This is a genomic window from Lysinibacillus sp. NPDC096212, assembly GCF_044763105.1.
In the GTDB taxonomy this organism is placed as follows: Bacteria; Bacillota; Bacilli; order Bacillales_A; family Planococcaceae; genus Lysinibacillus.
The window spans coordinates 104,093-128,441 of the sequence record NZ_JBIWFQ010000004.1; the positions used below are offsets into that span (position 1 = coordinate 104,093).

The following is a 24,349-nucleotide window of genomic DNA, read 5'->3' on the forward strand; positions in this document are numbered from 1 at the left end:
ATTTAGAGAAAATTTACTTTGTGGATATAATAGGTGTAATGAAAATCACCAACAATATGAAATAAATTAAGTTTAAGGAGGAAGAGTATGTATAATGAACTTCTCAAAGTAGGACCGATAACCATATATGGGTATGGATTATTGATTGCACTGGGCATATTCCTTGCATACCAACTCATTGTTTATCGTGCTAAAAACCGTCAGTTTGAATTATCACAGAATTGAGCTTCAGGAAGCCCACTGCTTTAGCTGTGGGAGTAGTCAGATGTTTATTCTTTGACAGTGTGGGGATTGATAGGTGGTTTTACTGGGGCAAAGCTTTTGTATTGGATTACTCAATTCCCAAATATCATCAAGAATCCTAGCATTATTTGGAATATCGGTGAAGGATTTGTTGTTTACGGTGGAATTATTGGCGGGATTTTGGCCGGTTTCATTTATTGTAAACTACATAATATTAAATTTTTGCAACACCTTGATCTTTTTGTCCCCTCAATTGCACTAGCTCAGGGATTTGGAAGGATTGGCTGTCTACTTGCTGGCTGCTGCTATGGAGAAGAAACACATAGTCCGTTTGGAATTACTTTTCATAACTCAGAAATTGCACCGAATGATATTAAATTAATACCTACACAAATTATGGAGAGTGTGTTTAGTTTTACATTATGTATTCTTTTGCTTCTATTTAGCGAGAAAGACTAAAAAACCTGGATTAGTTTCTTGTGTGTATTTGCTTCTTTATAGTGCAGGTAGATTTGTAATTGAGTTTTACAGAGGTGATGTAATTAGGGGACAAGTAGGTATATTTTCAACTTCGCAATTTATTGCATTACTTATCGTCCTTGTGACTAGCCTAGTATTAGTTTTATCACAATACCATAAGAGTAAATATACAGGTAAAAATGCATAACCATTTGAATATTTAAAGATAAGCGAGTAACAAATACGCAGAACTGAAATTGTTACTCGCTTTTTTGCTTTAGCTCGTTTATTAATGAATGATAGGGCTGTCAATTATTTTTATCGTAAAAATCGAATACAAATTGTTGAAATTGCCGTGCTGAAGGTGGAAGATATCGATTTTCAATCCAAGCCATACCTATTATCCGTTCACAAACCATATCCTCTACACGAATTTTAGCTAATTTATTTGGATTCAAGTCTTCGTCAACAGGCAGTAACGACACGCCGAGGCCAGCACCTACAAAACCAGCTACGGTTGATACCTCATCACCTTCAAAAGTAATCTTCGGTTTGATACCTGCAGCATTTAATAATTTATCAGCTGTACGGCGCAATGCGTAACCCTTTTTCATCAGTACAAAATTCTCATGTTCAAGTTCCTTCATTTTAATGCTTGTCCGGTTAGCGAAGGGATGGTCAATCGGCACCATAATATAAAGCTCATCACGCCACAGCTCCTTCCAGCAAACAGGGGGCTCCGTGTCGATCGATGCAAGTAAACAAAGGTCTAACTCTCCCGCGAGTAATTGCTTCAATTGGGAATGTGAGTAATTTTGTGTAAAGTGAAAGCGTATATGCGGATGGTTCTGACGGAAAGCGCGAATCAGGTCAGGTACGATGCTAGTCCCAAGTGTATGTAAAAAGCCGAGTGATACATCTCCTAGCTCTGGATTATTGAGCTCCTGTAATTCTAGAACTGCTTTTTCATATTCCTTACGCATGCGTTGGACACGATACAAAAAAAGCTCGCCATATCGGTTGAGCATAATCGAACGTCCTTGTCGGTCGAACAAGGGTACTCCTAATTCCTCTTCAAGCTTTGAAATCGAACGACTTAATGCTGGTTGAGAAATTGCTAATGCTTCAGCTGCACGAGTCATATGCTCAAGCTTTGCTACTGCTACAAAATATTCTAATTGCTGCCACTCCATTTTTTCACCTCAATTCCCGTTATTTTGAGTTAACTGCATTATAACGGTAAAAGAGTAGGAAGTATAGGCACATCAAATGAAACTTTAATCAGTGGGGATTTTCCCGCTGATTATTAGTCTTCATCAATCGGATATTACGGGCAGTTCATCTCTTTACTTCGCTGAATTTTAGGTAGTACTCTTGTACCTGTCACTTCACTTTCCGTACAGATAAATTACTGACTGTTAATGCGGGATGAAAAATTTTTTTAAAAATGAAAGCACGTAAAATGAGGAATGAAAAATAAAAGTAGCAGAAAGTGTGATATAACAGCCATTAACCTCACATCATTAATGCACAAAAGACATTAATATGATAAAAACTATAAATTGTACATTATGAATAAAGGGTGTTAAGATAGACACATAAATTACACAATTACAAGTTTCCGTGAAGGGGATATTATAAAATGAATTTATCAAAGCCACAACCTCTAACAATTGAGGGAGGCAAAAAAGCCGTACTATTACTGCATGGATTCACAGGTAGCACAAAAGATGTGAAAAAGCTAGGTGAATTTTTATCAAAACGTGGTTATACAGTTCATGCACCGATTTATAGTGGGCATGGTGTAGAACCAGAAGCATTACTTGAAACAAGACCAGAAGACTGGTGGAACGATGTTGTGGAAGGTTATAACTTCCTAAAAAGTAATGGTCATGAAGAAATCGCGGTAGTAGGAATTTCACTTGGCGGCGTATTTTCGTTAAAAGTAGCAGAGACGTTTCCTGTGAAAGCATGTGTTGCCATGTGTGCACCAATAACACGCGATAACTCAAAAGGCTTATTTACACGTTTATATCATTACGCTCGTTTATATAAACATTTTGAAAATAAATCAAAAGATCAAATTATTTCAGAATTACATGAATTACGTATTACACCTAAGGATTCATTAGATGGTGTGACACGTTTAACAACAGAAACACGTGATGACTTATCTACAATCAAAGCACCTACATTAGTATTACAAGGTTCATTAGATGATGAGCTTTATCAAGAAAGTGCGCCATTCATTTTAAATACTGTGGAAACTGATGATAAAGAGATTATTTGGTATGAAAATTCTGGCCATATTATTACATTAGATAAAGAGCGCGATAAAGTGTATGAGGACGTATTTAAGTTTTTAGATCATGTAGAGTGGTCTGTCGCAAACTAAGGAGCTGTCAACAGACAGCTCTTTTAGTTTTGTCTACTTAAAGCTAAGAACTGTACAATTAACGATTATAAAAGAAAAAACTATTGTTTTTAAAATAAATGCCTGATACCATAGTGGAATTGTAGAAAGAAATCACTTCGATTTAAATTATCGCAATAGATTAATTTCGCCTGTACCTGGCGCTACGCTTTCGGTACAAAAGACATTTGTAACTGACGTTTCACTTTCGCTACCAAAACACTTGTAGCTGACTTTGCTTTCTCTACAGAAAATAATTGCAGAAAGAAGTTAAATACATCTAAGGAGTACATCAAAATGCAACAGAAAATACCTTTTTCAACATATGCAGTCATTGGTACAATGCTTTTCGGACTGTATTTTGGAGCAGGGAATCTTATTTTTCCAATACAGCTTGGACAATTAGCAGGGACCAACTTTTGGTTTGGCCTAATTGGATTTTTAGTAACAGCTATCGGTTTACCGTTTCTAGGTATTTTAGCTATTGGTTTATCAGGTAGTAACGGTTTGCGTGACTTAGCGAGCCGTGTTCACCCATTATTCGGTGTCATCTTTTCATTAGCCCTCTATTTAACGATCGGTCCTTTTTTTGCGATTCCACGTACAGCGACAGTTCCGTTTGTTGTTGGCTTTGAACCTTATATACAAGCCGAGCATACAACACTTTTACTTGCTTTATTTAGCTTCGTATTTTTTGCCATCGTTTTTTATTTCTCATTGAACCCAGCGAAAATTATGGATTATATCGGAAAATATTTAACACCAGCATTTTTGATTGTGTTATTTATTTTAATTATTATTAGTATTGTAAAACCGATGGGACATTTCCAGCAGCCAATCGGGGATTATATTGATTCAGCATTTATGACAGGCTTTAAAGAAGGCTATAACACAATGGATGCATTAGCCTCATTAGCATTTGGTATTGTCGTTATTAACGCAATTAAAAGCGCAGGAATATCAGATAGAAAGGAAATTGCTAAAGCCACGTGGAAATCTGGTATTTTTGCCATGGCATTAATGACGTTAATATATGGTTTAATAACGTATATGGGTGCATCGAGTATTGATGCTGTTGGTACATTTGATAACGGTGGCTTAATATTTGCTGCAGTGGCAGATCACTATTTTGGATCATACGGGGCTATTTTATTGGCAGTTATTATTGTCCTTGCTTGTTTAAAGACAAGTATTGGCTTAATCACATCTTGTAGTGAGTTTTTCCACGAAGTGTTCCCGAAAATAAGCTATAAATGGTTTGTTTTCTTATTGTGCGTTGTGTCATTTACAATTGCCAACTTCGGATTAACGAATATTATTAAGTTTGCCATTCCAGTGCTAATGTTCTTATATCCGTTAGCAATTGTCTTAATTGTCCTTGCATTATGTTCATCACTATTTAAAATTAAGCAAACGGTCTATGCGATTGTAATGATCTTTACAATTTTTATTAGTATCATTGATGGTTATAAAGCGTTAGTGGGTAACATTCCTGCAGCGAAACTAGGTTTTTTTGATGCGATTGCAAAAGCTTATTCGAACTTTTTACCTTTTTACGACATGGGCTTAGGATGGATATTACCAGCGTTAATTGGTGCTTTTATAGGATACTTATTCCCAGCAAGGAAAGCCTAAAAAATTAAAAAGGGGCTGGGACATAACTAAATGGTTCCTTCATAAAGCCGAATAATCTCTAAATTAACAAAACACGATAAATAGAAAAACCGAACTATTCCGAAACACTTCATGAGAGTTTCATTGGATAGTTCGGTATTTTTGTTGGCTGAAACACATTTGTCCCAGCCTCTTTTTGTTTTGAGATTTATTCACGTACTGACGTAAAGCTTGTAATAATGCAGTTTTCTCCAATTTAGCTCCATTTGTAAATATTGAGGCATTTTAAGCAATTATAGTTGATAACTTTAACACTGATAATGATTTTTTCGGTAACAATATAATTTAATTGGTTAAATTAACCATATAAGGATGTTATTATAATTGTAGTGAATTTTGAGGAGAGATATTATGAAGAAAAAATTATTGCAATCTTTCATGTTAGTCCTAGTGCTTCTTTTGATAGCCTGTAGCAAAGAAGAATCCAAGGATTCGATTGGGGAAGTTTCGGAAGGTATTTCAAAAGCGACAGTAATTAACAATGTACTTGAACAAACCATTACAAGCTATAAAATGAAGACAGAAGCAACTATCGGAGCTAAAACTATAGGATTTAAAAATGAACAATTAGAACAAACTCACACAATGGATATGGTAGTTCAGAAGGAGCCTCTTCTTATTTATTATAATTACGTTGATCCTGAAGATGTGACTGAGGCTTATATTGATATTGATAGCGAATTTTACAATGTTAATAATAACGAACGCTGGTACAAGATATCTGTATTAGATATGGATGAAAAGCAAGAACTAGTAAGAGATGGATATTTTTTAGGCGATATTAAGAGAATGCTGGAATTTGAAGACATATTTCAACTTCAGTACAGAGAAGATGAGTACATATTGATTGCCAAAGTGACCGATTCATCAGATAAAAAGAGTCTAGCATTTGTAACAGATTATGTTGAAAATACTATGAAAAGGGAATTGGAAACAAAGCACCTAAAGACAAAGATTAATGAAGTCAAATATACACTAATATTCAATAAAGACTTTTTATTGAAATCATCTAATATTATTGCGAATATAAATTTATATGAAGAAATTGGAAATTCGAATGTGATTTTAAATTCTGATACCGTTTATTCGGATGTAAATAATGTAAAAAAATTAGTTATTCCTGAAGAAATTAGTAGGAACGCCATTAAAAAGGAAGAACTTTAAAACACACAATTCTGGAACAATCGTACTAATTATGAAAGAAGGCTGTTCTATTTTTTAATAGCTAGAAACAAGTATCATTTTGTAATCATCTACAATTTATGAAATGTTAAATATGAAAGAATAATACTTTGTTATGTTGAATTTCTTCAGCATTTATGAAATACGTGTTTATTTACCTGAAGGAATTAGAAAATATAGAGCATTTCAAACGAGAACTTAAAATATAGTTGAATACTATAATTCGAAACGGATAAAGACCAAATACAAAATGAGTTCGATACAATATCGAACTCATTTAAACATACCAACTAATGAAATAAACTTGACTAACTTTTTGAGATCACAATTTTCTTTCAGATGTGCTAAAAACGAAATTAGTAAGCTGTCCAACCACCATCAACAGCAATTACTTGTCCGTTGACAAAGCTTGCTTCATCTGAACCAAGGAATATAGCAAGCTGAGCGATTTCTTCAGGTTGTCCAGCTCGTGGGTTAATGGACAAACCTAGTGATTGGCGAGCTGCACCTGTTTGACTCACATTTGTCATGGAAGAAGCAATGTTTGTGATCACTGCACCTGGAGCGATACCATTACAGCGAATATTTTTATCTGCATACATAAATGCTGTGTTTTTAGTGAGACCAACAACAGCATGCTTAGAAGCAGTGTAGGCAGCCCCAGCACGAGCGCCATATAGGCCGCCAGCAGATATGTTGTTAATAAAGACACCATGTCCTTGAGCAAGGAAAATCTCTGTCGCCATACGCATTGAACGCATAACAGCAGTTGTATTTACCGCAAATACTTTGTCCCATCGTTCATCAGACACTTCACCTACTGGCTCCATGCCATCCATAATACCAGCATTATTCACTAAAATATCTAATTTACCATAAGCATTTTTTGTTTCATCAAATAAGCGCTGTAAGTCTTCTGTTGATGCAACATTTGTTTGAATAGCGATCGCTGAGCCACCAGCTGCTTCGATACCTTCAACAACAGCTTGTGCACCTTCTAAATTTAAGTCAGAAACTACGACCTTTGCTCCTTCTTTTGCATAGCCTTCTGCAATTGCTTTACCCATACCAGACGCTGCACCTGTTACGATGGCTACTTTACCTTCTAATCTCATCACAAAAACCTCCTATAATTTATGTTTATTCACCAGAGTTTGTCCCAGTGATTTCGAGGATATAATATGTTAAATATTGAACATGTGTTCATTAAAATAATATAATAATTTTGTAAGCGATTTCAATGCGCAAAATACTAAGAACTGTTCAGTAATCAACACATTTAGAAAAATCTGTTTAGTAAGGGGGAAAAAATTTGAGCGCTAACGATTTAAGAGTTGTCAAAACGAAGCAAGCATTACATAATGCTTTACTAACTTTATTAAGCGAGAAACCTTTAGAAAACATTACAATCGCAGAAATTTGTCGGGTGGCAAAGGTGAATAGAGGTACCTTCTACTTGCACTATGAGCAAAAGGAAGGGCTATTTGAGGAATACTTTCAGGAAATTATGGAGGATTTAAATAATTCCTATGAGGAACCGTACCGTGCAGTAACAACATTGGATAAAAACCAAATAGATCCAAATACTATTCGTATTTTTCATCATATTGAGCGCTTTAAAATGTTCTATCGTATTGTTTTTTCTAAAAATGTGCCACTGACATACTATTACATGTTATTTGATGGAATTTTCGCTCTGCTAAAAAGAGATATCACACTTCATAATAAAGTACATGATGAGATATCCATTGAGTATTATAGTGCTTATCAAGCAAACGCAATCATTGGCCTAATCATTCAATGGTATCGTCAAGATTTTGTGGATAGCGTAAGTACCTTGAATAAACAACTTGCGGCTATTTTGCGAATTGGTAAATAGTATTAAAGGACTCCTCGGCAAAGCGAGGGGGTGATTTCCGTTCCGACTGGACGCTGTGTTGCTGACGCTTCGCTGCAGGGTCTCATCTGTGACGCTAATCCCAAAGGCGTCGAATGATATAACCGAAAGTTAGTAATAGCGTCAGGACAAATGTTTACTATGCAACAATATAAGAGGAGGAGGTGGCTCGACTCTCACCCACGGGAAAGCGATAGCCTAGAACGGAAATCACCTTTATTTAAAGTGCCGCATCTTAGCGAAGGTATCTTCACTGTTTTATGATTTTACTACAAAAGCGATGTACCAACTCATCATTAGTACATCGCTTTTTTTGACAATATTATTGAGCCGTGGCAGGGGAAATTTGCTCGCTTTCACTCTTTACTTTTGATTTTTTTAAAGCAACGACCGTCGCAGAAATGCCCAGTGTTACAGCTATGATAATTCCTAACGAGCTACAATCACTCATTAAATTATCAGTACTTCCACCAAAAATAATGATGAAATAGCCGTCAGCTCCATAAGTAGCTGGGAGAAGTGACGCTAGTTTATTGTAAAAATCAGATAGCATCGCTTGTGGAACAAGAGCACCTGAAGTAACAAGCTGCATAGAAAGAGCACAAATATTAAAAATCATACCCAAGTTACCAAAAATGATGATAAAGGCTTGTGCTAGGCAGAGGAAAGCCCAGAACATTAATGCTTGAAAAAGGTATACTGTTAAAAAATTTACTTGACTTGAAATATTAAATAGATGCATTAAGCCAATCGTTAATAGCGGAAGGGCAAAGGCGACACCAATATTAATAAGCTGTCTTGCTAGGAACAATCGCCACTTCGAAATTGTATCTTGCACAAGTTGTGCAGCCTGCTGATGCTGCATAATCATTACCATTGCACCAACGAATGACGAAATAATAACCATCAATGGCACAAAATTCGCAGCAAACTCTTCAACATTATTTGTTTTAATAATAGTAGAATCTATCGCATGATCCTTTACACTCATAATTGTTGTAGCAACGGCTTCGTTAATTTGTTGTGCTGTATTTGGCTCCATTGGAAGCTGTGAGAACTTTTGAGAAAATGCCTCAATGGTTTTGCCTTGCTGTAAAGGATAAATATTATGGTTAATTTCCTCTGTTGCTTGTTTTGCTACTCCATCCATCATATTTTTTGCGATGCTTGCATTTGCTTGATTGATAGAGTAAATAATTTCAGCCTCTTTACCTGCTTGTAATTGACTCGTAAAGTTGCTTGGAATATGAATAATCATATGGATATTACGTTGATTTAATTCTTGCTCAGCTCTGTCTAGAGAGGAGTAATTTTCTATTGTAAAAGGTAGTTTTCCTTTTAGTTCATTTGCTACTTGTTGCCCCATCTCAGTATCTTCGCTAATTAGTCCGATCTTTAAATTTTCTGTTCTGTCATTTACACCATCATAGGCAGTCATCCATACGGAAAAGAAAATCACCTGGAATGCAATTGTAATGACAATGCCAATATAAGTTTCTCGAATTTTAAATAAAGCTTGTAACCCTTTCATAAAAGACCTCCTATAAAGTAAGTACTTACTTGCATTGTAAGGAAAAATTTTTTCTAGGGAGTCAATCCCCTAGAAAAAATTGAAATGCTCGTTTTTAACAATTCTTCAGTAGGCATATTAGAAACAATTGTTCCTAAGCGTGCCCGTGACATGAAATGACCAAAATTAATAGCGATAAGAGATAACGCTGCTGCTTCAAAATCAATCTCTCTAATTTTTCCTCTTTCATACATTTCCTGAAAATAATGAATTAGCTCATTTTTAATATGAAGAGGGATATTAGCAATCTCTTCATTAATTTCCGGAAACTGCATCGCTTCCTTAAAACCAATCATTACAAAGTCTTTAATAGACATTAAAAAGTTGAAATGCTTTACAGAGAAATTTAGTAAATCCGTTTCCAATTCCCATGTAACATTTTTATTAATCTCTTGCTGTAGAAGAGGGAAATAGGAAAATTGCTCAATAATGGCTTTCAAAATGCCGCGCTTGTTGCCAAAATGGCGAAAAATTGTTACTTCATTGACCCCAGCTAATTCAGCAATTGCTTTAGTTGTTGCAGCAGTATAGCCCTTCTCACTAACGAGTTGTAAAGCTGCATCTATGATTCGTTCTGCGGTACCTTTTGTAGACAATAGAATTCTTCCTTTCGTGCAAGTAATTACTTACATGCTAGCATAGAGAAATTCCATGTGCAATAAAAATATTAACAGACAATGGAAATCAGTAATGTTTGGATGATAAGAGGAAATGCTCGAATAACCAAGAGAAGAATAAGAACCTCTCGAGTAGCCAGGGAAATCTCAGATGAAACCAAAAATCACTCAAGGTGAATCAAAACAACAACATGGTGCTACACTGCTAGTATGAAAAGTTTTAATAACTTTTTATGGAAAAAATAACATTGACAACTATATCGTTGGCTGATATATTTTTAGTATATCGTATGGCGATATATTGTTAGACGATATAAAAAGGGGGATTTGTATGACTCAAGAACATCCGCCATTAACAGAAGGCGTTTATTATATTTTATTAGCTTTATTTGACACAAGACATGGTTACGGCATCATGCAACTAGTAGAGGAAATGAGTGATGGTCGTGTTCGGCTTGGAGCGGGGACGATTTATGGAGCTATCAAAACTTTACTCGAGCGAGGATGGATTGAGGCGCTAGATGGTGATGGACGAAAAAAGGAATACATCATTACAGAGAGTGGAAAAAGAGTGGTTGAATACGAAATTTTGAGATTAAGGGAACTTTTTGACAATGGCGTCCGTATAACGAAGGAGGATGGAACAAATGGATAAATATCGATTGGCCGTTAACCCGTATGAGATTGAGAAATGGGTTAACGATATGGCAAGCCAAGGTTGGCATTTAAAAAAGTTCGCTTGGATACGTTTTACGTTCGAACGTGGAGAACCAGGTAGTTATATTTATCGGCATGATGAAATGGAGCGAAATGGTGCCTCATATGAAGACGAATACTTAGATTTTCTGAGGTCCTCAGGAATTGAACGGGTAGATCGTTCTGGCAATCTCGTCTTCTTTAGGAAACCAGCAAATGATGGACCTTTTGAACTTTACTCTGATAAGAAAAATAAAATGAATAAGCTGTCCCAAAGAATTTCGCTGCTACTATCGCTTATCCTTCTTAATTTGGCTATAGGACTAATTGGTCTGAGTGGGATTTTTTCAGCACAGGCAATAGACTGGATTAAATTATCAATGAATATCACTAATATTCTTGTAGTCGTGTTATTTTCTATACCATTATTAAAACTTGTGCGTGTGCGCAATAAATTGAAGAAGGATTTGGATCTGTTCACAGATTAGTATGGGAGACTGTATGGCTGAAAAATGGTTGCATTTAATGCCAAAAAGAAAGCTACAGTATGGGATTTCATATTTGCTTCAAAATTATTTTCCGGGAAATCAGAAAAATCAATCAATAGTTATAAGACTATTATTTATGCGTATATTTAACCAGGAGTTCGCATCAGTTTTGTATGATTAATAGAATGGAGGTGGGACTTTATGAAAAAAAGAGTGTATCGTTTTTTTCTTGATTATGAAAAGGAAGAAGCATGGGTTAATGATATGGCAGAACAAGGTTGGCATCTAAAGCGTACAATGGTGGGATACTTTATTTTTGAAAAAGGGGAACCTGGTCAATACATATATCGCAATGAACTAGTTAAAGGTAAAAAGCAGGACTACTTTGATTTTTTAGAGACGATGAATATTGAGTTTGTTTCAAAATTTGGCGTATGGGCTTATTACCGCAAAAAGAAATCAGAAGGTCCATTTGAATTATTTTCAGATAGTTCTTCGAAAATAAAATATTTAACATTAATAAGCCGCCTTTTTATTGCCGCAACATTTCTTAATTTATTAATTGGATTTATCAATCTTTATATTTTACTTGGTGAATCAACAGAAAGAATCTTATACACGGGAGTACCATTCTTAAATTTTGTAGTCGTAATAATAATGTGTACACAAATTTTGAAAGTTGAAAGACGTAAAAAAGGACTACAACGAGAATTACATATATTTGAATCGTAGGAGGAAAAAAGATGACATTACAATTAGAGCATGTCACGAAGAAATACAAAGACTTCACAGCGGTCGACAACTTAAATTTCACCATTGAAAAAGGGGAGATTTTTGGGCTGATTGGACAAAACGGAGCCGGTAAAACAACGACATTCCGAATGATTTTAGATTTACAGGAGACAACAGCTGGTACAATTACTTGGGATGGCAAGCCGGTTAATGCTATCAACCGAGATGTACTTGGTTATTTACCAGAAGAACGAGGCATTTTTCCGACGATGAAGGTAGAGGATCAGCTTTACTTTTTCGGTGAGCTACGTGGCATGAAGAAGTCTGTGTTAAAAAAGGAGATTGATTATTGGATTAGTCGATTTGAGCTAGAAGAAAGACGGAAAGATAAGGCTGAAACTTTGTCAAAAGGGAATCAGCAAAAAGTACAATTGATTGCTAGCTTTATTCATAAGCCGCAGTTCTTAATACTAGACGAACCATTCAGTGGACTTGATCCTGTGAATAAAGATTTACTGAAGGATGCTATATTGCTTTTAAAAGAACAAGGCACTACGATTTTGTTCTCCAGTCACCAAATGGATAATGTAGAGGAACTATGCGATCATCTTTGTCTATTAAAACGTGGAGTCTCTTTATTTTCAGGTAGTCTACTAGATTTAAAGAAACAATACGGGAAAACAAGATTGGCAGTACGTACAGAGTGGTCTACAACTCAATTGATGGAACTTGAAGGTGTCAAAGATATTCGAGTAGAGAAAGAGCAAACGGTACTCACTCTAGAGGATGAGAGCTATGCGCAAAGCATTTTCGAAAAGCTTTCAAATGGTAAATATATTGAAAAGTTTAGTTTAGATTACTTATCGTTAGATGAGATCTTTAAAGATAAGGTAGGTGGCAACGTTGTCGAAGTTTAATTTATTAATGAAACAGCTATACAAATCAAAAATAAAATCAAAATCCTTTGTTGTAATGACATGCATTTATATACTTGGGATGTCTGTTGCGGTTTTCTGGTCGGATATTAAAGAGCTTTTTACGGGTGATGATCATACCCAACAAATTGCGATTATCAACGAAACAACAGCAGATTTAAGCGGCCTCTTTGTATCAAATGGCGATATGGAATTTATACAAAATGAGTCAAATATATCGGCGCTTGAGAAAAAGGTTAAGGATGAAAAGTTAGATGCAATCGTTAAAATAACAGATCAAAATGATCAGCTTCACGCTGAAATTTCCACTTTCACTCCATTGAAATTAAATGATCAAGGTGCGATAAATTCGATACTGCAACTTGCTGGCCAAAATTATGCTGTACAACAGTTATCACTAACACCAGAACAAGCAACTCAAATTATGGGTGCAAAAACGATAATCTCTAATAAAAACTTAAATAAAGAGTCTAATGGTGGTAAAAGCGAAGAAGAAAAACAATCAGGGCTAGTTGTATCTTATGCAGTTGGAATTTTAATCTATTTCTTTATTTCTACATTCCTATCTATGATTACAACGGAAATTGCTACTGAAAAAGGTTCACGTGCAATGGAAATGCTACTTGTTAGTGTAAAGCCAGCTACCCATTTTAAAGCAAAAATTGCTGGTGTGCTTTTACTCGCATTAACACAGATGGGTATTATTACAGTTGTCTTCCTAATCTATGCGAAATTTGCGAAGAACGGTTTTGTTTGGGATATGGCAGCTAGCATTGTTAAAGAATTATCGATAGGTTATGTGATATACGCCATTCTATTCTTACTATTAACAATTATTCTTTACTTAATTGTAGGAGCATTATTCGGTTCTTTAGTGTCTAAAGTGGAAGAATCAGGCCAAGTATTAATGCCAGCCATGATGATTACTATCATTGGTTTCTATGTTATGATAACGGGAATGGGTAATCCAGATACACTTATCATTAAGGTATTCTCTTATATTCCATTTACGTCTGGAATGCTCATGCCGATGCGTATTGGGGGTACTGATATAGGCTTAATTGTACCACTTTTATCGTTAGGTATTTTAATCGCAACAATTATTGTGGCTTACTTATTCAGCATTTCATTCTATAAACGCAGCGTGCTGACTTATAGTTCAGGTGGCGTTATTAAGAAAATTAAAACTGTGCTAAAAGTGACAACGTGATGATTAAAGCAGCTACACTCTTTAAGATTAAGTACAAGTAATTGTATTTTGAATTTAATTAACATTTAAAAAGCACATTACTATGAAAAAATTAGTAATGTGTTTTTTTATTTTGAATGATTTATTAAGGGGTTATACATTTTATAATGACAGATTTTCCGAACGGGAAAGCCCCATCCGTAAGGTGTGGGATGAGAGTGAGAGCGGATACGGAGTGCCACTAATAACTGGAAGGTTTAGCGAGATAAACAAAGTTAATTTCAGCGTGTTAAAAGTCCAACTATACAACAGTCGAAAGGTTAAGGAAAACATAAAAAGACCTCTAAATATAGAGGTTAGGGCGCTACTAATTCAACCTTAATTCTGTCTGGGTCTTCAAAATAAACTGCATAGTGTTCTTCCCCTCCTGCAAAGGGATGCTTATCAGTATAAAGAATTTTAATACCTTTTTCTTTTAACTTTTTTGTCATATCGTCAATTTGTTGACGTGAACTTGTATGGAACGCCAAATGATTTAGACCTACTCGACATCTATGGTAAGGTATGTCCATAAATCGTTCATCTGTTTGAACGAAAACGATGTATGTTTCTCCAATCTTCCAACTTTGTCCACGATCCCATTCCTGAAATGGCTCATATCCCAATTCTTCTAATAACCACCCCCAAAAGGTAATTGACTTCTTTAAATCTGAAACATATATTTCAATGTGGTGTATTAGTCCCTGTGACAACGGATTACCTCCTTTTTACATGTTATTTTATCAGATAATTCCAGACTTTTAATTATTTATCCAGAAAACAACAATCTTCGAGAAATCAGCATTAATAATAAAAACAGAAGCAGCCTGTTTTTTTGATGGTTCTGCACTTTTAAATGTTTTATCTATTTTATTAACTAACGACTAAGCATATTGGAAATATGTTGACTTTTAATAAAACGAAAGTAGCTACTTTTTTGCTCATCTGACGACCTAGCCGGAACGGAAATCAACCCAACATTATAGGGGAAAGCCTCTGCTAATTTTAGAAAACAATGTAAAGTATTTCATTGATTCAGTCGAATTTCCTACTGAAACAAGCTATAATTTATGTAAGAGGGTGAAGATATGTTATCACAAGCAAAGATTGAAGCATTATTAAAAAAATCACCAATTCAACGCCTTGCAACACAAGAGGAGAGAGAACAGTTCTTTGTGAAGCTTGAGCAGCAGCTACCTATGAGAAATGAATTGGCTGGAATTTTAAATAATCGTAAGCGATTAAAGCTTTTTGTCAATATTTCTAATACATCTCATTATAGCTTTCAACTAGAGCATCATGAGGCTTCATATATATTAAGTGACTCTTATTTTGTAAGACTTGATTAAAATGAAACTTTTTCAGCTTGGAATCGTATGTTAATAAAAGAGATAAATCGCAGGGGGTAAAACTTTTATGTCTGAATTCGACAACGACCTATTAAAATCAAAAGATCCATTTGCATCAGAAAATCCATTATTACAACCTAATCCATTATTACAGGTGGAGCAAGAGCCAAAAAAACCAGTACTTGTTTCTGAGCAAGAGCTATCACAAATTGCTCAAAATCAACTTGCTTTAAAGCAAGATCCTGAGGTTCATGCATTAGCACAAAAAATTGATGTCAAAGACCAAATTGCTATGCTAGAGCTTGGAAAAGAAACTGCGAATGGTATTTCTACTTTTTCAGATAAAATGCTAGCAACGATGAAAACAAGTAAACTTGAGGAATCAAGTGTATTATTAAATAATTTAAATAGAATTATGGATAAATTTGATCCTCAAGATTTTGCGGAGGATAAAAAAGGTGGCTTCCTTACTAAGCTGTTTAGTAAAGGAAAGGAACAATTAGAAAAGTTTCTATCCAAATATGACAGCATGAACAAGGAAGTGGATGTCATTTTCCGTGAGGTTCAAAAATACGAAGGTGAAATGAAACGTAATACAATTGATCTTGAAAATTTATATGATCAAAACTTAAATTACTTCCAAACTTTAAGTAAATTTATTGCGGCAATTGAAGTGAAAACAGATGAAGTACGTTCATCATTACCAGCACTTGAACAAAAAGCACAAACTGGTGATCAATTAGCGGCAATGGACTATGAAACGATGGTACGTGCCGTTGATTTACTAGAACAACGTCGTTATGATTTAGAAATGGCGCAACAAGTTTCATTCCAATCTGCTCCACAAATTCGATTAATGCAGCAAGGGAATAACCATTTAATCGCTAAAATTAACTCTGCGTTTGTGACGACAATTCCTATATTCAAGCAAGGGCTTATTCATGCGGTGACGTTAAAACGCCAAAAGCTTATTTCAGACTCAATGACTGAATTAGACCGTCGTACGAATGAAATGCTTGTACGAAATGCAGAAAATATTAGTAAAAATAGTGTTAATATCGCGCGTGCAGCTGGTAGCCCAAGTATTAAGATCGAAACCATTGAAACGACATGGCAAACAATTATGTCTGGTATTCAAGAAACGAAGCAAATTCAAGCAGAAACAGCTAAAAATCGTGAGGAAGGCCGTAAACGTATTGAACGTCTGCAGCTTGAATATGAGAAACTGAAAAAAATGTAATCGAAAAGCTTCTTGCATCTCTCTTCGCAAGAAGCTTTTTTACATTGACAAAATAGAAATTAATACGATAATTAGACCAATGAAAAATTTTTTCAAAGGAAGCGGAAAAATGTTAAACAAAGCTATGCCATTACACGAACTCATTAGTGATGGAGTGAAGAAAAATCTATGAACAAAATAAATCCAACTACATTATCGTGTGCAACGTTAAAAGATGGAACACTTTCTATTGATATAACAGAAACACTGATGCTGTTATCGCAAAGTCGCTATCAAGAATTGACACATATAGCTGAGCTATATAATGCTTTACATAAAGATTTAGATGAAAAGCATCATATTCAGGAGCTGGAGCAAAAAAATTTAAAGAGACAAAATATACAGCTTATGGATGATATGCAAAAAATGAAGCAGCAAAATGCAGTCTTGCAAAAAAAGCTAATGGAATACAATTGTATCGTAGGAGAGCTGAAGGAGATCCGTAGACAAAATACAGAGCTATTAATTGAATTAAGTAAACATACTACTTTATCTAAGGAAAACCTGTCAGGTCCGTTAAAATCTATGATACGTGATATGCGGGAGCAGGGTGTTGGTATTAAAGAAATTCAGATTCGCATTAAACGTCAAATTAACCCTGATATTAGTTATAGTATGGTGCGTAAATATATTTCTGAGCTTGAATCTGAACATAAAGAGTAATGTCGATTTGTTAAAATTCGTCATTTACAGTTTCCAATCTAAGACCTATAATTAGTCTATTCTTCAAATGGAAATATAACGCAAAAACATATAGATTCAAAATAGAGTAGGAGAGTTAGAGGCAATGTCAAATGAGAAAAAAGGCGTTTTGGCGGCATTTTTAGCCTATGCTTTTTGGGGTGCATTTCCGCTTTATTGGAAATTGCTTGAGCATGTCCCGAGTATGGAAATTTTATTATCGCGTGTCATTTGGTCTTTTGTCTTTACAGTACTAGCAGTAATAGTATTTAGAATGCGCAAAGATCTTATCGCAGACTTAAAATATTTGTGGTCACACCAAAAGCATTTTTGGCAGCTTGCGGGAGCTTCATTTGTTATTTCAATGAACTGGTATTTATATATTTGGGCAGTTACCCATAATCATTTAATTGAAACGAGCTTAGGCTATTATATTAATCCCTTACTGTCAGTTATTTTTGGGGTTATTTTCTTTAAAGAAGCACTTAGTCGTGCGCAATGGGCAGCTACAGGAATTGCCTTTATCGCTGTAATTATTTTAACGATTAATTATGGGTCAATCCCATGGGTAGCACTTCTTATTGCTTTATCCTTCGCCATTTACGGTGTTCTAAAAAAGAAAATTACGCTTGATGCGACAAGAGGTCTAGCCATTGAAACGTTATTTATTCTACCGTTTGCTTTAGGCTACTATATTTACCTTTTTACAACGAATCAAGCATCATTTTTACATGTTGATGTGAAAACAGACATCCTCATGATTGTGAGTGGTATAGTGACAGCAGTGCCATTAATTTTATTTGCGAAAGGTGCTCAAAATATTCCACTCTATTTATTAGGCTTTATTCAATACGTATCACCAACGATTGTGTTAGTTTTAGGGATCGTACTTTATAAAGAACCGTTTAGTCAAATAGAGCTATTAGCATTTAGTATTATTTGGGCAGCCTTACTACTGTTTTCAGGTTCGAAAATCATTGAAGTGAGAAGAGCTCATCATAAATCAGCCTAAAAAAGGACTTGTAGATATTTTCTACAGGTCCTTTTTGCATATTCCATAAAAATTAAGCTATTCTATCTTTAACTCAGATAAAAAATGTCACGAATGAATTTCGTTTACAATGAAAGAGGAGAAACTACTTTATGGATTTTCACTATACAGTCACATCAAATAAAACGATTGAAGAAACAATTTCAGCTATAGCATTAAATTTAAAAGAACATAAATTTGGCGTTTTATGGGAGCTCAACTTGACTGAAACGCTGCATAAAAAAGGCGTAGATAGTTTTAAAATGCCTTATAGAATTCTCGAGGTTTGTAATCCGGTAGAGGCTGCGAAGGTACTTGGTCATAATGCATTAGTTGGATACTTTCTGCCGTGTAAGATAACGGTTTATGAAGATGCAGAGAAAAAGAAAATCGGCCTTCCAAAACCAACTGCGATGATAGGTTTGTTAAATGACCCAGAATTAAAATTAGTTGCTGAAAAAATTGAAAAGATTTTAATTGATGTATTAGAGAAAAGCAAATGATGAATAGTAATAAGGAACTTTACTTTTCTGCCAGCATATAGTAATATGATGTCAATCAATTAGATAACAATGATTATAAATTATATAAATGAGAGGTGCTTTTGATGAGTGCGGTAGGTTCTAAATAGGAACAACTTAATGAAGTAAATTTAATGACGACAGGGGATTTGTGTCATAAAGTGACCCCTTATTTAGTCGTGGATTTATTTCGATACCTATGAAGATACCTACAATACTTTATAAAGCGTGTAATGGTCTGAAAATGCTTCATTTTGATTGAAGTCTTTTTCACGATGCTTTTTACACATGCCTTGTAATGTAAAAGCTGTGGGATCCCCGCAGCTTTTTTGTTTTTTAATTGAATATAAAGGTTTTCAAACTATTTGTTGAGGTGTCCCTACAAAGGGAAGGACAGTTGTCGTAACCTTGGTGAGACTTCACCTAGTGCTTCACTCCAACATTAGATGTAGAACCAATTTAAAATCATTGCTATCTAATGAGTAGGTATCTTCATGAATGATTATGGAAAAATCATAGTGAGGAGAATTTAAAATGAATCATTCTACTTTTGAGAAGTTACAATACAATGAATTGAAGGATATCGTTAAATCATACTGTGTTAGTGGATTAGGTAAACAGTTATTAGATAAATTAACGCCGAGCCCAAATTTGACAGTTGTTAAAAATCGTTTGAATGAAACGACTGAGGCACGAGCGATTTTAGATGCGGAAGGTCATGTCCCGTTTTTAGGGGTATCCAATATTGACAACACGATTAAAAAACTTGAAAAAGGGATAATTTTAGACCCTAGTGAATTGGTTAGCATCTCTGACTTTTTAAGAGGCTGTAGAAAAATTAAAAAGTTTATGCTGGAGAAGGAATTTTTTGCACCAGTACTTGCATCCTATGCAAATTCGATGTCTGAATTTAAAAGTGTAGAAGAGGAGATTAACTTTGCTATTAAAGCAAATCGTGTTGATTCAGCTGCTAGTAGGGAGTTAAAGCGGATTCGCAATCATATCGAAACAACTGAGGGAAAAATTAAAGAGCGCTTAACTAAATTTTTAAATAATAGTGCCAATAAAACATATATCCAGGAATTTTTTATTAGTAAGAAGGATGATCGATACACGATTCCTATTAAGGCTTCTTATAAAAATCATGTGCAAGGGACAATAGTAGAGGTTTCGTCTAAAGGTGCAACGGTCTTTATGGAACCAAGTACAGTAGGTAAATTAAATGTGGAATTGGCCACTTTGAAAGCAGAAGAAGCGGTGGAGGAATATCAGATTTTGGCGACATTATCTGGGCTACTGATGGAAAATATCCGTGAAATCAACATCAACAAGGAATTGATTAGCCAATATGATATGGTGTTTGCCAAAGCTAAGTTTAGCAAGCACATTGGAGGAGTTGAACCAAGCTTAAATGATTATGGCTATATTAAGCTCGTTAATTGTAAGCATCCACTGTTAACAGGGAAGGCGGTGCCACTTCATTTTGAAATTGGTAAAGACTATCGCAGCTTAATCATTACAGGACCGAATGCTGGTGGTAAAACCGTTGTCCTAAAAACCATTGGCTTGTTAACATTGGCTACTATGTCAGGCTTCCATATTGTTGCAGATAAAGGTACAGAAATAGCTGTATTCGATCATATTTTTGTAGACATTGGTGATAATCAAAGTATTGAAAATGCACTTAGTACGTTCTCATCCCATATGAAAAATCTCTCGGATATTATGAGGGCATCCAATAATAATACGCTTTTGCTATTTGATGAAATAGGAAGTGGTACGGAACCGAATGAAGGAGCAGCACTGGCGATTTCCATTTTAGAGGAGTTCTATCATATGGGCTGTATGACAGTGGCAACTACTCACTATGGAGAAATTAAGCGTTTCTCTGAAATGCATAGTGATTTTATGAATGCGGCTATGCGTTTCAATAGTGAAACTTTAGAACCTTTGTATAAATTAGTTATCGGAACATCTGGAGAAAGTAATGCGCTATGGATTTCTAAGAAAATGAATATACGTGAAACAGTATTGCAAAGAGCGAAGGGCTATATTGACAATAAGGATTATCATCTAGAACAAGTAAATGACAGTAAAATCAGGAAGCCTAAGATTGAGCAAGAGAGAACCAAAGCAAAGTATGACTTTAAAAAGGGAGATCGTGTGAAGCTGTTAGATCATGATGACGTTGGAATTGTTTATCAAGAAATGGATAATTTCTATAATGTTGTCGTTTTCTACGAGGGAGAATTTATAAATGTAAATGTCAAGCGTTTGGCATTAGAGCTTCCGGCAACAGAATTATACCCAGAAGGATATGATGTAGAGACATTGTTTGTGGATTATAAAGAACGAAAGCTTCAGCATGACATAGAGCGCGGTTCGAAAAAAGCCCTTCGAAAGATTCAGAAGGAAATAAAGAGAGATAAATCGAGCTAATAATATGAAGGGATTACACATAAATTATAAAATGTGCAATCCCTTTTATTTATTGAACCGAGTTAATTTGTGCTTTTATTGAATAATAAGTTTCTTCAATTTTTTGTTTATAGGGTAGATCAATTAAATACTGAGAATCCATATAGGCCATTTTGGCGATTTCGTAGGCAGTTGTTAATTCACCGAAGTGTGCATAGCAAAGAGCTTTATAAGAAAAACACTCATTAAAGCCTAATATGTCAAATGGATGTAAGATGAATGGGGGAATGTTTGTTAAATGTTCAAATGCTTCTTTAGCCTCTTCATATCGGGCTAGCAAATATAAGGATTTTCCTTTTTCCGCATAGTAAAGATTTTTATCAAATTTAATCAATCCCATATCCATAAGTGGACGAAACCGCTCTATTTCCGCTAGTGCCTTTTCATAATCATGAGTGAAATTGTTATAATAATGCGCTCGTAATGTGAAAATAAAGGCATCTACTTCCACTTGTTCCGCAAAAACTCGATACTGCTCAAGTTTTTTTATCAAATGTTCTGCTTGCTCAAAATCGTTGTCAACCATAGCACAAAACGCTGCAATACGATACATATCATCTATATAAGAGTAAAATTGATTTTTATGTGCATTGGCAATTGTCTCTTTAACGAGTTGTTTACCGGCTTCATATTCTCCGACTGCTAATTGAAAAACACTAATATAATAAGCCATTTTTCCGGCATCTCGTGAATCTAATTGATAATTTTCTTGCTCAGCTTCTTCTTTAGCTTGTAAGATACAGGAATACGCCATTTTATAGTTTCGACCTTCTGTGAATATGGCCGACTGTAATATATAGGTTTCAAACCAATGGCTCAGTAAATTAATTTCTTTAAACATGAAGCGTGCTTGTTGGAGTGGTGACTCCCATGTTGTTAATCCCATTTGATATTGTGCTGTTGCGTAAATATACAGTAAACGACCAGCTTCATAGCTAAGCGGAAGATCTTCTACATAAGGGTTAATTATCTCTATGATTTGCTGCAGATTTTCTGTATTACCTAGTTTTATTTCAGCATATATAGTCTCCACCTGCTCTAAAAGATGACGTATCGTAGAAGGTGCTATTTCTTCAAGTAATTCACTTGCTTTTACCTTTAAACGCTCCGCAATATATTCAAGACTTTCCATCGAAGGTTTGGCCTTATCATTTTCAATTTGACTTAACATACCTTTTGTTAGACGTTCACCAGCAAATTCCTCTAATGTTAATTTTCGTTCTTTCCTTAATTTGCGAATTCGTGTGCCTAAAGAGTCCACTGCCTCGCCTCCTTTTTAAATCATGTCCTTTGTTTAATTATATTAAACTTTTTGTTGCGTGAAAAGTGGGAGGTGTGTTATATTTTGTTTAATTAAATTAAACTTTTTAATATAATTAAAAATACGGAGGGATTTTAGATGAGTGAAGAGCAAAAATATAAAAAGGCGACGTATCATTTATGGACATTCACAACCAGTAAAATGATCTCGTTGTTAGGGTCACATGTATTGTCATTTGGGATAGGGTTATATATTTTGGCACTGACAGGGTCAGCGATGAGTTTTGCGACAACTATGATATGTTCCATTTTGCCTCGTGCATTAGTCGCGCCTCTGGCAGGGTATGTAGCTGATAATTATTCAAAGAAACGCACGATTTTATTAGCACAAGCAGGAACGATCTTGACCGTTACTGGGCTACTACTTTATACAGAAATGGTCGGTCTGTCGGTTTATGCTATTTATATAGCAACTGTTTTTAATACAATATGCTCAGCCTTTTCAGGTGTAACATTTTCTTCCTCAATCGCAACACTAGTAAATCCAGAACGCCTACAGAAAGCAATGTCATTCAATCAAATGTCAGTGTCATTAGCAGCAATTGGTGGGCCAGTAATCGGGGGAATGATGTATGGATTTTTCTCCATGAAAGCATTTTTGCTTGTACATATGGTGGCCTATGTGATTGCATTTTGCTTAGAAGCAACAATGAATTTTACTCTCTATAGTACAAGAGATCAGGCTATAGAAAAGGAAAAAATGTGGGCTGGGCTTGTTAGTGGCTTTCGCTATATTAAGCTACAAAAAGTTGTTAAAACAGTAATGTGGCTTTCATTATGGATTAATTTGTTTTTCTCTGCCATTGTTGTTGGGGGGACCTATATTATTATTGAATTACTAAAAGTAAAATCAACTCATTTTGGTTTTATTGAAGCTTCAGGTGCAGGAGGTATGCTTGTTGCTTCCCTCATTTTCGCTACACGGAAAGAGGTTAAGGCGCCACTACGTTTTTCTAAAATCAGCTTATTGCTGTTGGCTAGCAGCTTAGGGCTGGCGGTTGTTCCATTAGTAACGAATTTATCCTATTTAGCTATTGTTATCTTTTATATTGTAATCTACTTTATTTTCGCTGTTTTTGAGATGGGGATTAACATGCCAATTGGGGTTTATATGCAAAGGCTGATTTCAGAAGAATATCGTGGACGCGTATTGGGATTAATGGAAACAATGGCAATGTCAATGATGCCGATTGGTATGGTCGTTTACGGCATCTTGTACGATACATTCCCAGCAACGGTTATTTTACTTGTCACAAGTGTCATTATCGTGACGATATCACTAGTTATGCTACGAACATCTGTCTTAAAAGAAGCACATCCAGAGTTTTATGAACAAAAGAAGATAGTAACTGAGAGTGTTGCTAATTAATGTAACAGCGAAATGCGCAGTTTTATCAGCGATTAATGGGAGTTTATCAGCGATAATAGCGGTTTTATCGGCGATTAGTGAGACTTTATCAGCGATAATAGCAGTTTTACCAGCGATTCGTAACCATCTATCAACGAGATTATATAGGCAACATACAAAACCAGGCATTTCTTCAATGTTGAAGTATG

Annotated in this window: 23 protein-coding genes and 1 pseudogene; 18 read left to right on the forward strand and 6 right to left on the reverse strand. The window is 35.2% G+C overall.

The features are described 5' to 3' along the window. Positions 1-87: 87 nt before the first annotated feature. Both ACIQ7T_RS05435 and ACIQ7T_RS27975 read left to right on the forward strand, forming a co-directional pair. Positions 88-702: pseudogene (locus tag ACIQ7T_RS05435) on the forward strand (prolipoprotein diacylglyceryl transferase). After that, positions 647-910, forward strand: a complete 264-nt coding sequence (locus ACIQ7T_RS27975) for a prolipoprotein diacylglyceryl transferase family protein (protein WP_483869829.1) — start codon at positions 647-649, stop codon at positions 908-910. The pseudogene ACIQ7T_RS05435 and the gene ACIQ7T_RS27975 overlap by 56 nt, the downstream one beginning before the upstream one ends. Positions 911-1,010: 100 nt before the next feature. Here the strand turns inward: ACIQ7T_RS27975 and ACIQ7T_RS05440 are convergent, their stop codons facing one another. After that, entirely contained in the window at positions 1,011-1,895 is an 885-nt protein-coding gene (locus ACIQ7T_RS05440; protein WP_370077477.1) for a LysR family transcriptional regulator, read from the reverse strand. A 449-nt stretch (positions 1,896-2,344) separates the two neighbouring features. On the opposite strand from ACIQ7T_RS05440, the gene ACIQ7T_RS05445 reads away from it, so the two are divergent. The 3 genes from ACIQ7T_RS05445 to ACIQ7T_RS05455 all read left to right on the forward strand — a co-directional run bounded on the left by ACIQ7T_RS05445 (position 2,345) and on the right by ACIQ7T_RS05455 (position 5,953). Then, the gene (locus ACIQ7T_RS05445) at positions 2,345-3,097 is read left to right on the forward strand and encodes an alpha/beta hydrolase (protein ID WP_370077479.1); all 753 of its coding nucleotides are present in this window, start codon (positions 2,345-2,347) and stop codon (positions 3,095-3,097) included. 315 nt (positions 3,098-3,412) lie between these two features. Continuing rightward, positions 3,413-4,750 carry a branched-chain amino acid transport system II carrier protein gene (brnQ, locus tag ACIQ7T_RS05450; RefSeq protein WP_402869041.1) on the forward strand — a complete coding sequence of 446 codons (1,338 nt, stop codon included), beginning with the start codon at positions 3,413-3,415 and terminating at the stop codon, positions 4,748-4,750. A gap of 390 nt (positions 4,751-5,140) precedes the next feature. Continuing rightward, positions 5,141-5,953, forward strand: coding sequence for a DUF6612 family protein (locus ACIQ7T_RS05455; protein ID WP_370077483.1), 813 nt, complete (start codon positions 5,141-5,143; stop codon positions 5,951-5,953). 374 nt (positions 5,954-6,327) lie between these two features. Here the strand turns inward: ACIQ7T_RS05455 and ACIQ7T_RS05460 are convergent, their stop codons facing one another. Beyond that, on the reverse strand, positions 6,328-7,086 hold the full coding sequence (locus ACIQ7T_RS05460; RefSeq protein WP_370077485.1) for an SDR family oxidoreductase: 759 nt from the start codon (positions 7,084-7,086) through the stop codon (positions 6,328-6,330). 197 nt (positions 7,087-7,283) lie between these two features. On the opposite strand from ACIQ7T_RS05460, the gene ACIQ7T_RS05465 reads away from it, so the two are divergent. Beyond that, positions 7,284-7,850 carry a TetR/AcrR family transcriptional regulator gene (locus ACIQ7T_RS05465; protein ID WP_370077487.1) on the forward strand — a complete coding sequence of 189 codons (567 nt, stop codon included), beginning with the start codon at positions 7,284-7,286 and terminating at the stop codon, positions 7,848-7,850. A 340-nt stretch (positions 7,851-8,190) separates the two neighbouring features. On the opposite strand, the gene ACIQ7T_RS05470 is transcribed toward ACIQ7T_RS05465, so the two are convergent. Continuing rightward, entirely contained in the window at positions 8,191-9,399 is a 1,209-nt protein-coding gene (locus ACIQ7T_RS05470; protein ID WP_402869044.1) for a YhgE/Pip domain-containing protein, read from the reverse strand. A gap of 53 nt (positions 9,400-9,452) precedes the next feature. Beyond that, complete coding sequence (locus tag ACIQ7T_RS05475) at positions 9,453-10,034, reverse strand: TetR/AcrR family transcriptional regulator (RefSeq protein WP_402869046.1); 582 nt, start codon at positions 10,032-10,034, stop codon at positions 9,453-9,455. Between the two features lie 352 nt (positions 10,035-10,386). Between ACIQ7T_RS05475 and ACIQ7T_RS05480 the strand changes: the two genes are divergently transcribed. The 5 genes from ACIQ7T_RS05480 to ACIQ7T_RS05500 all read left to right on the forward strand — a co-directional run bounded on the left by ACIQ7T_RS05480 (position 10,387) and on the right by ACIQ7T_RS05500 (position 14,116). Then, on the forward strand, positions 10,387-10,710 hold the full coding sequence (locus ACIQ7T_RS05480; RefSeq protein WP_402869048.1) for a PadR family transcriptional regulator: 324 nt from the start codon (positions 10,387-10,389) through the stop codon (positions 10,708-10,710). Next, entirely contained in the window at positions 10,703-11,239 is a 537-nt protein-coding gene (locus ACIQ7T_RS05485; RefSeq protein ID WP_402869050.1) for a DUF2812 domain-containing protein, read from the forward strand. Before ACIQ7T_RS05480 ends, ACIQ7T_RS05485 begins: the two co-directional genes overlap by 8 nt. A gap of 201 nt (positions 11,240-11,440) precedes the next feature. Then, positions 11,441-11,971: a DUF2812 domain-containing protein gene (locus tag ACIQ7T_RS05490; protein WP_402869052.1), complete on the forward strand. Its 531-nt coding sequence runs from the start codon at positions 11,441-11,443 to the stop codon at positions 11,969-11,971. A gap of 11 nt (positions 11,972-11,982) precedes the next feature. Beyond that, a complete protein-coding gene (locus ACIQ7T_RS05495; protein ID WP_370077499.1) occupies positions 11,983-12,888 on the forward strand; it encodes an ABC transporter ATP-binding protein in 906 nt (301 codons plus the stop codon). After that, positions 12,866-14,116 carry an ABC transporter permease gene (locus ACIQ7T_RS05500; protein ID WP_370077501.1) on the forward strand — a complete coding sequence of 417 codons (1,251 nt, stop codon included), beginning with the start codon at positions 12,866-12,868 and terminating at the stop codon, positions 14,114-14,116. Before ACIQ7T_RS05495 ends, ACIQ7T_RS05500 begins: the two co-directional genes overlap by 23 nt. A 335-nt stretch (positions 14,117-14,451) precedes the next feature. Here ACIQ7T_RS05500 and ACIQ7T_RS05505 read toward each other — a convergent pair whose 3' ends face one another. Beyond that, complete coding sequence (locus tag ACIQ7T_RS05505) at positions 14,452-14,847, reverse strand: VOC family protein (protein ID WP_370077502.1); 396 nt, start codon at positions 14,845-14,847, stop codon at positions 14,452-14,454. 375 nt (positions 14,848-15,222) lie between these two features. Between ACIQ7T_RS05505 and ACIQ7T_RS05510 the strand changes: the two genes are divergently transcribed. The 6 genes from ACIQ7T_RS05510 (at position 15,223) to ACIQ7T_RS05535 (ending at position 21,433) form a co-directional block, all read left to right on the forward strand. Continuing rightward, complete coding sequence (locus tag ACIQ7T_RS05510) at positions 15,223-15,483, forward strand: hypothetical protein (RefSeq protein WP_370077504.1); 261 nt, start codon at positions 15,223-15,225, stop codon at positions 15,481-15,483. Positions 15,484-15,550: 67 nt separating this feature from the next. Then, on the forward strand, positions 15,551-16,723 hold the full coding sequence (locus ACIQ7T_RS05515) for a toxic anion resistance protein (protein ID WP_370077506.1): 1,173 nt from the start codon (positions 15,551-15,553) through the stop codon (positions 16,721-16,723). Positions 16,724-16,891: 168 nt separating this feature from the next. Next, on the forward strand, positions 16,892-17,425 hold the full coding sequence (locus tag ACIQ7T_RS05520; RefSeq protein WP_370077508.1) for a hypothetical protein: 534 nt from the start codon (positions 16,892-16,894) through the stop codon (positions 17,423-17,425). Between the two features lie 124 nt (positions 17,426-17,549). Further along, on the forward strand, positions 17,550-18,455 hold the full coding sequence (gene rarD, locus ACIQ7T_RS05525; RefSeq protein WP_370077510.1) for an EamA family transporter RarD: 906 nt from the start codon (positions 17,550-17,552) through the stop codon (positions 18,453-18,455). A 131-nt stretch (positions 18,456-18,586) separates the two neighbouring features. Further along, positions 18,587-18,976, forward strand: a complete 390-nt coding sequence (locus ACIQ7T_RS05530) for a DUF302 domain-containing protein (protein WP_370077512.1) — start codon at positions 18,587-18,589, stop codon at positions 18,974-18,976. A gap of 552 nt (positions 18,977-19,528) precedes the next feature. Beyond that, positions 19,529-21,433, forward strand: a complete 1,905-nt coding sequence (locus ACIQ7T_RS05535; protein WP_402869056.1) for an endonuclease MutS2 — start codon at positions 19,529-19,531, stop codon at positions 21,431-21,433. 49 nt (positions 21,434-21,482) lie between these two features. Here ACIQ7T_RS05535 and ACIQ7T_RS05540 read toward each other — a convergent pair whose 3' ends face one another. Continuing rightward, positions 21,483-22,733 (reverse strand): helix-turn-helix domain-containing protein, encoded by a 1,251-nt coding sequence (locus ACIQ7T_RS05540; RefSeq protein ID WP_402869058.1) that lies wholly within the window; start codon positions 22,731-22,733, stop codon positions 21,483-21,485. Positions 22,734-22,871: 138 nt separating this feature from the next. On the opposite strand from ACIQ7T_RS05540, the gene ACIQ7T_RS05545 reads away from it, so the two are divergent. Continuing rightward, on the forward strand, positions 22,872-24,161 hold the full coding sequence (locus ACIQ7T_RS05545) for an MFS transporter (protein WP_402869060.1): 1,290 nt from the start codon (positions 22,872-22,874) through the stop codon (positions 24,159-24,161). The last annotated feature ends 188 nt before the right edge of the window (positions 24,162-24,349 follow it).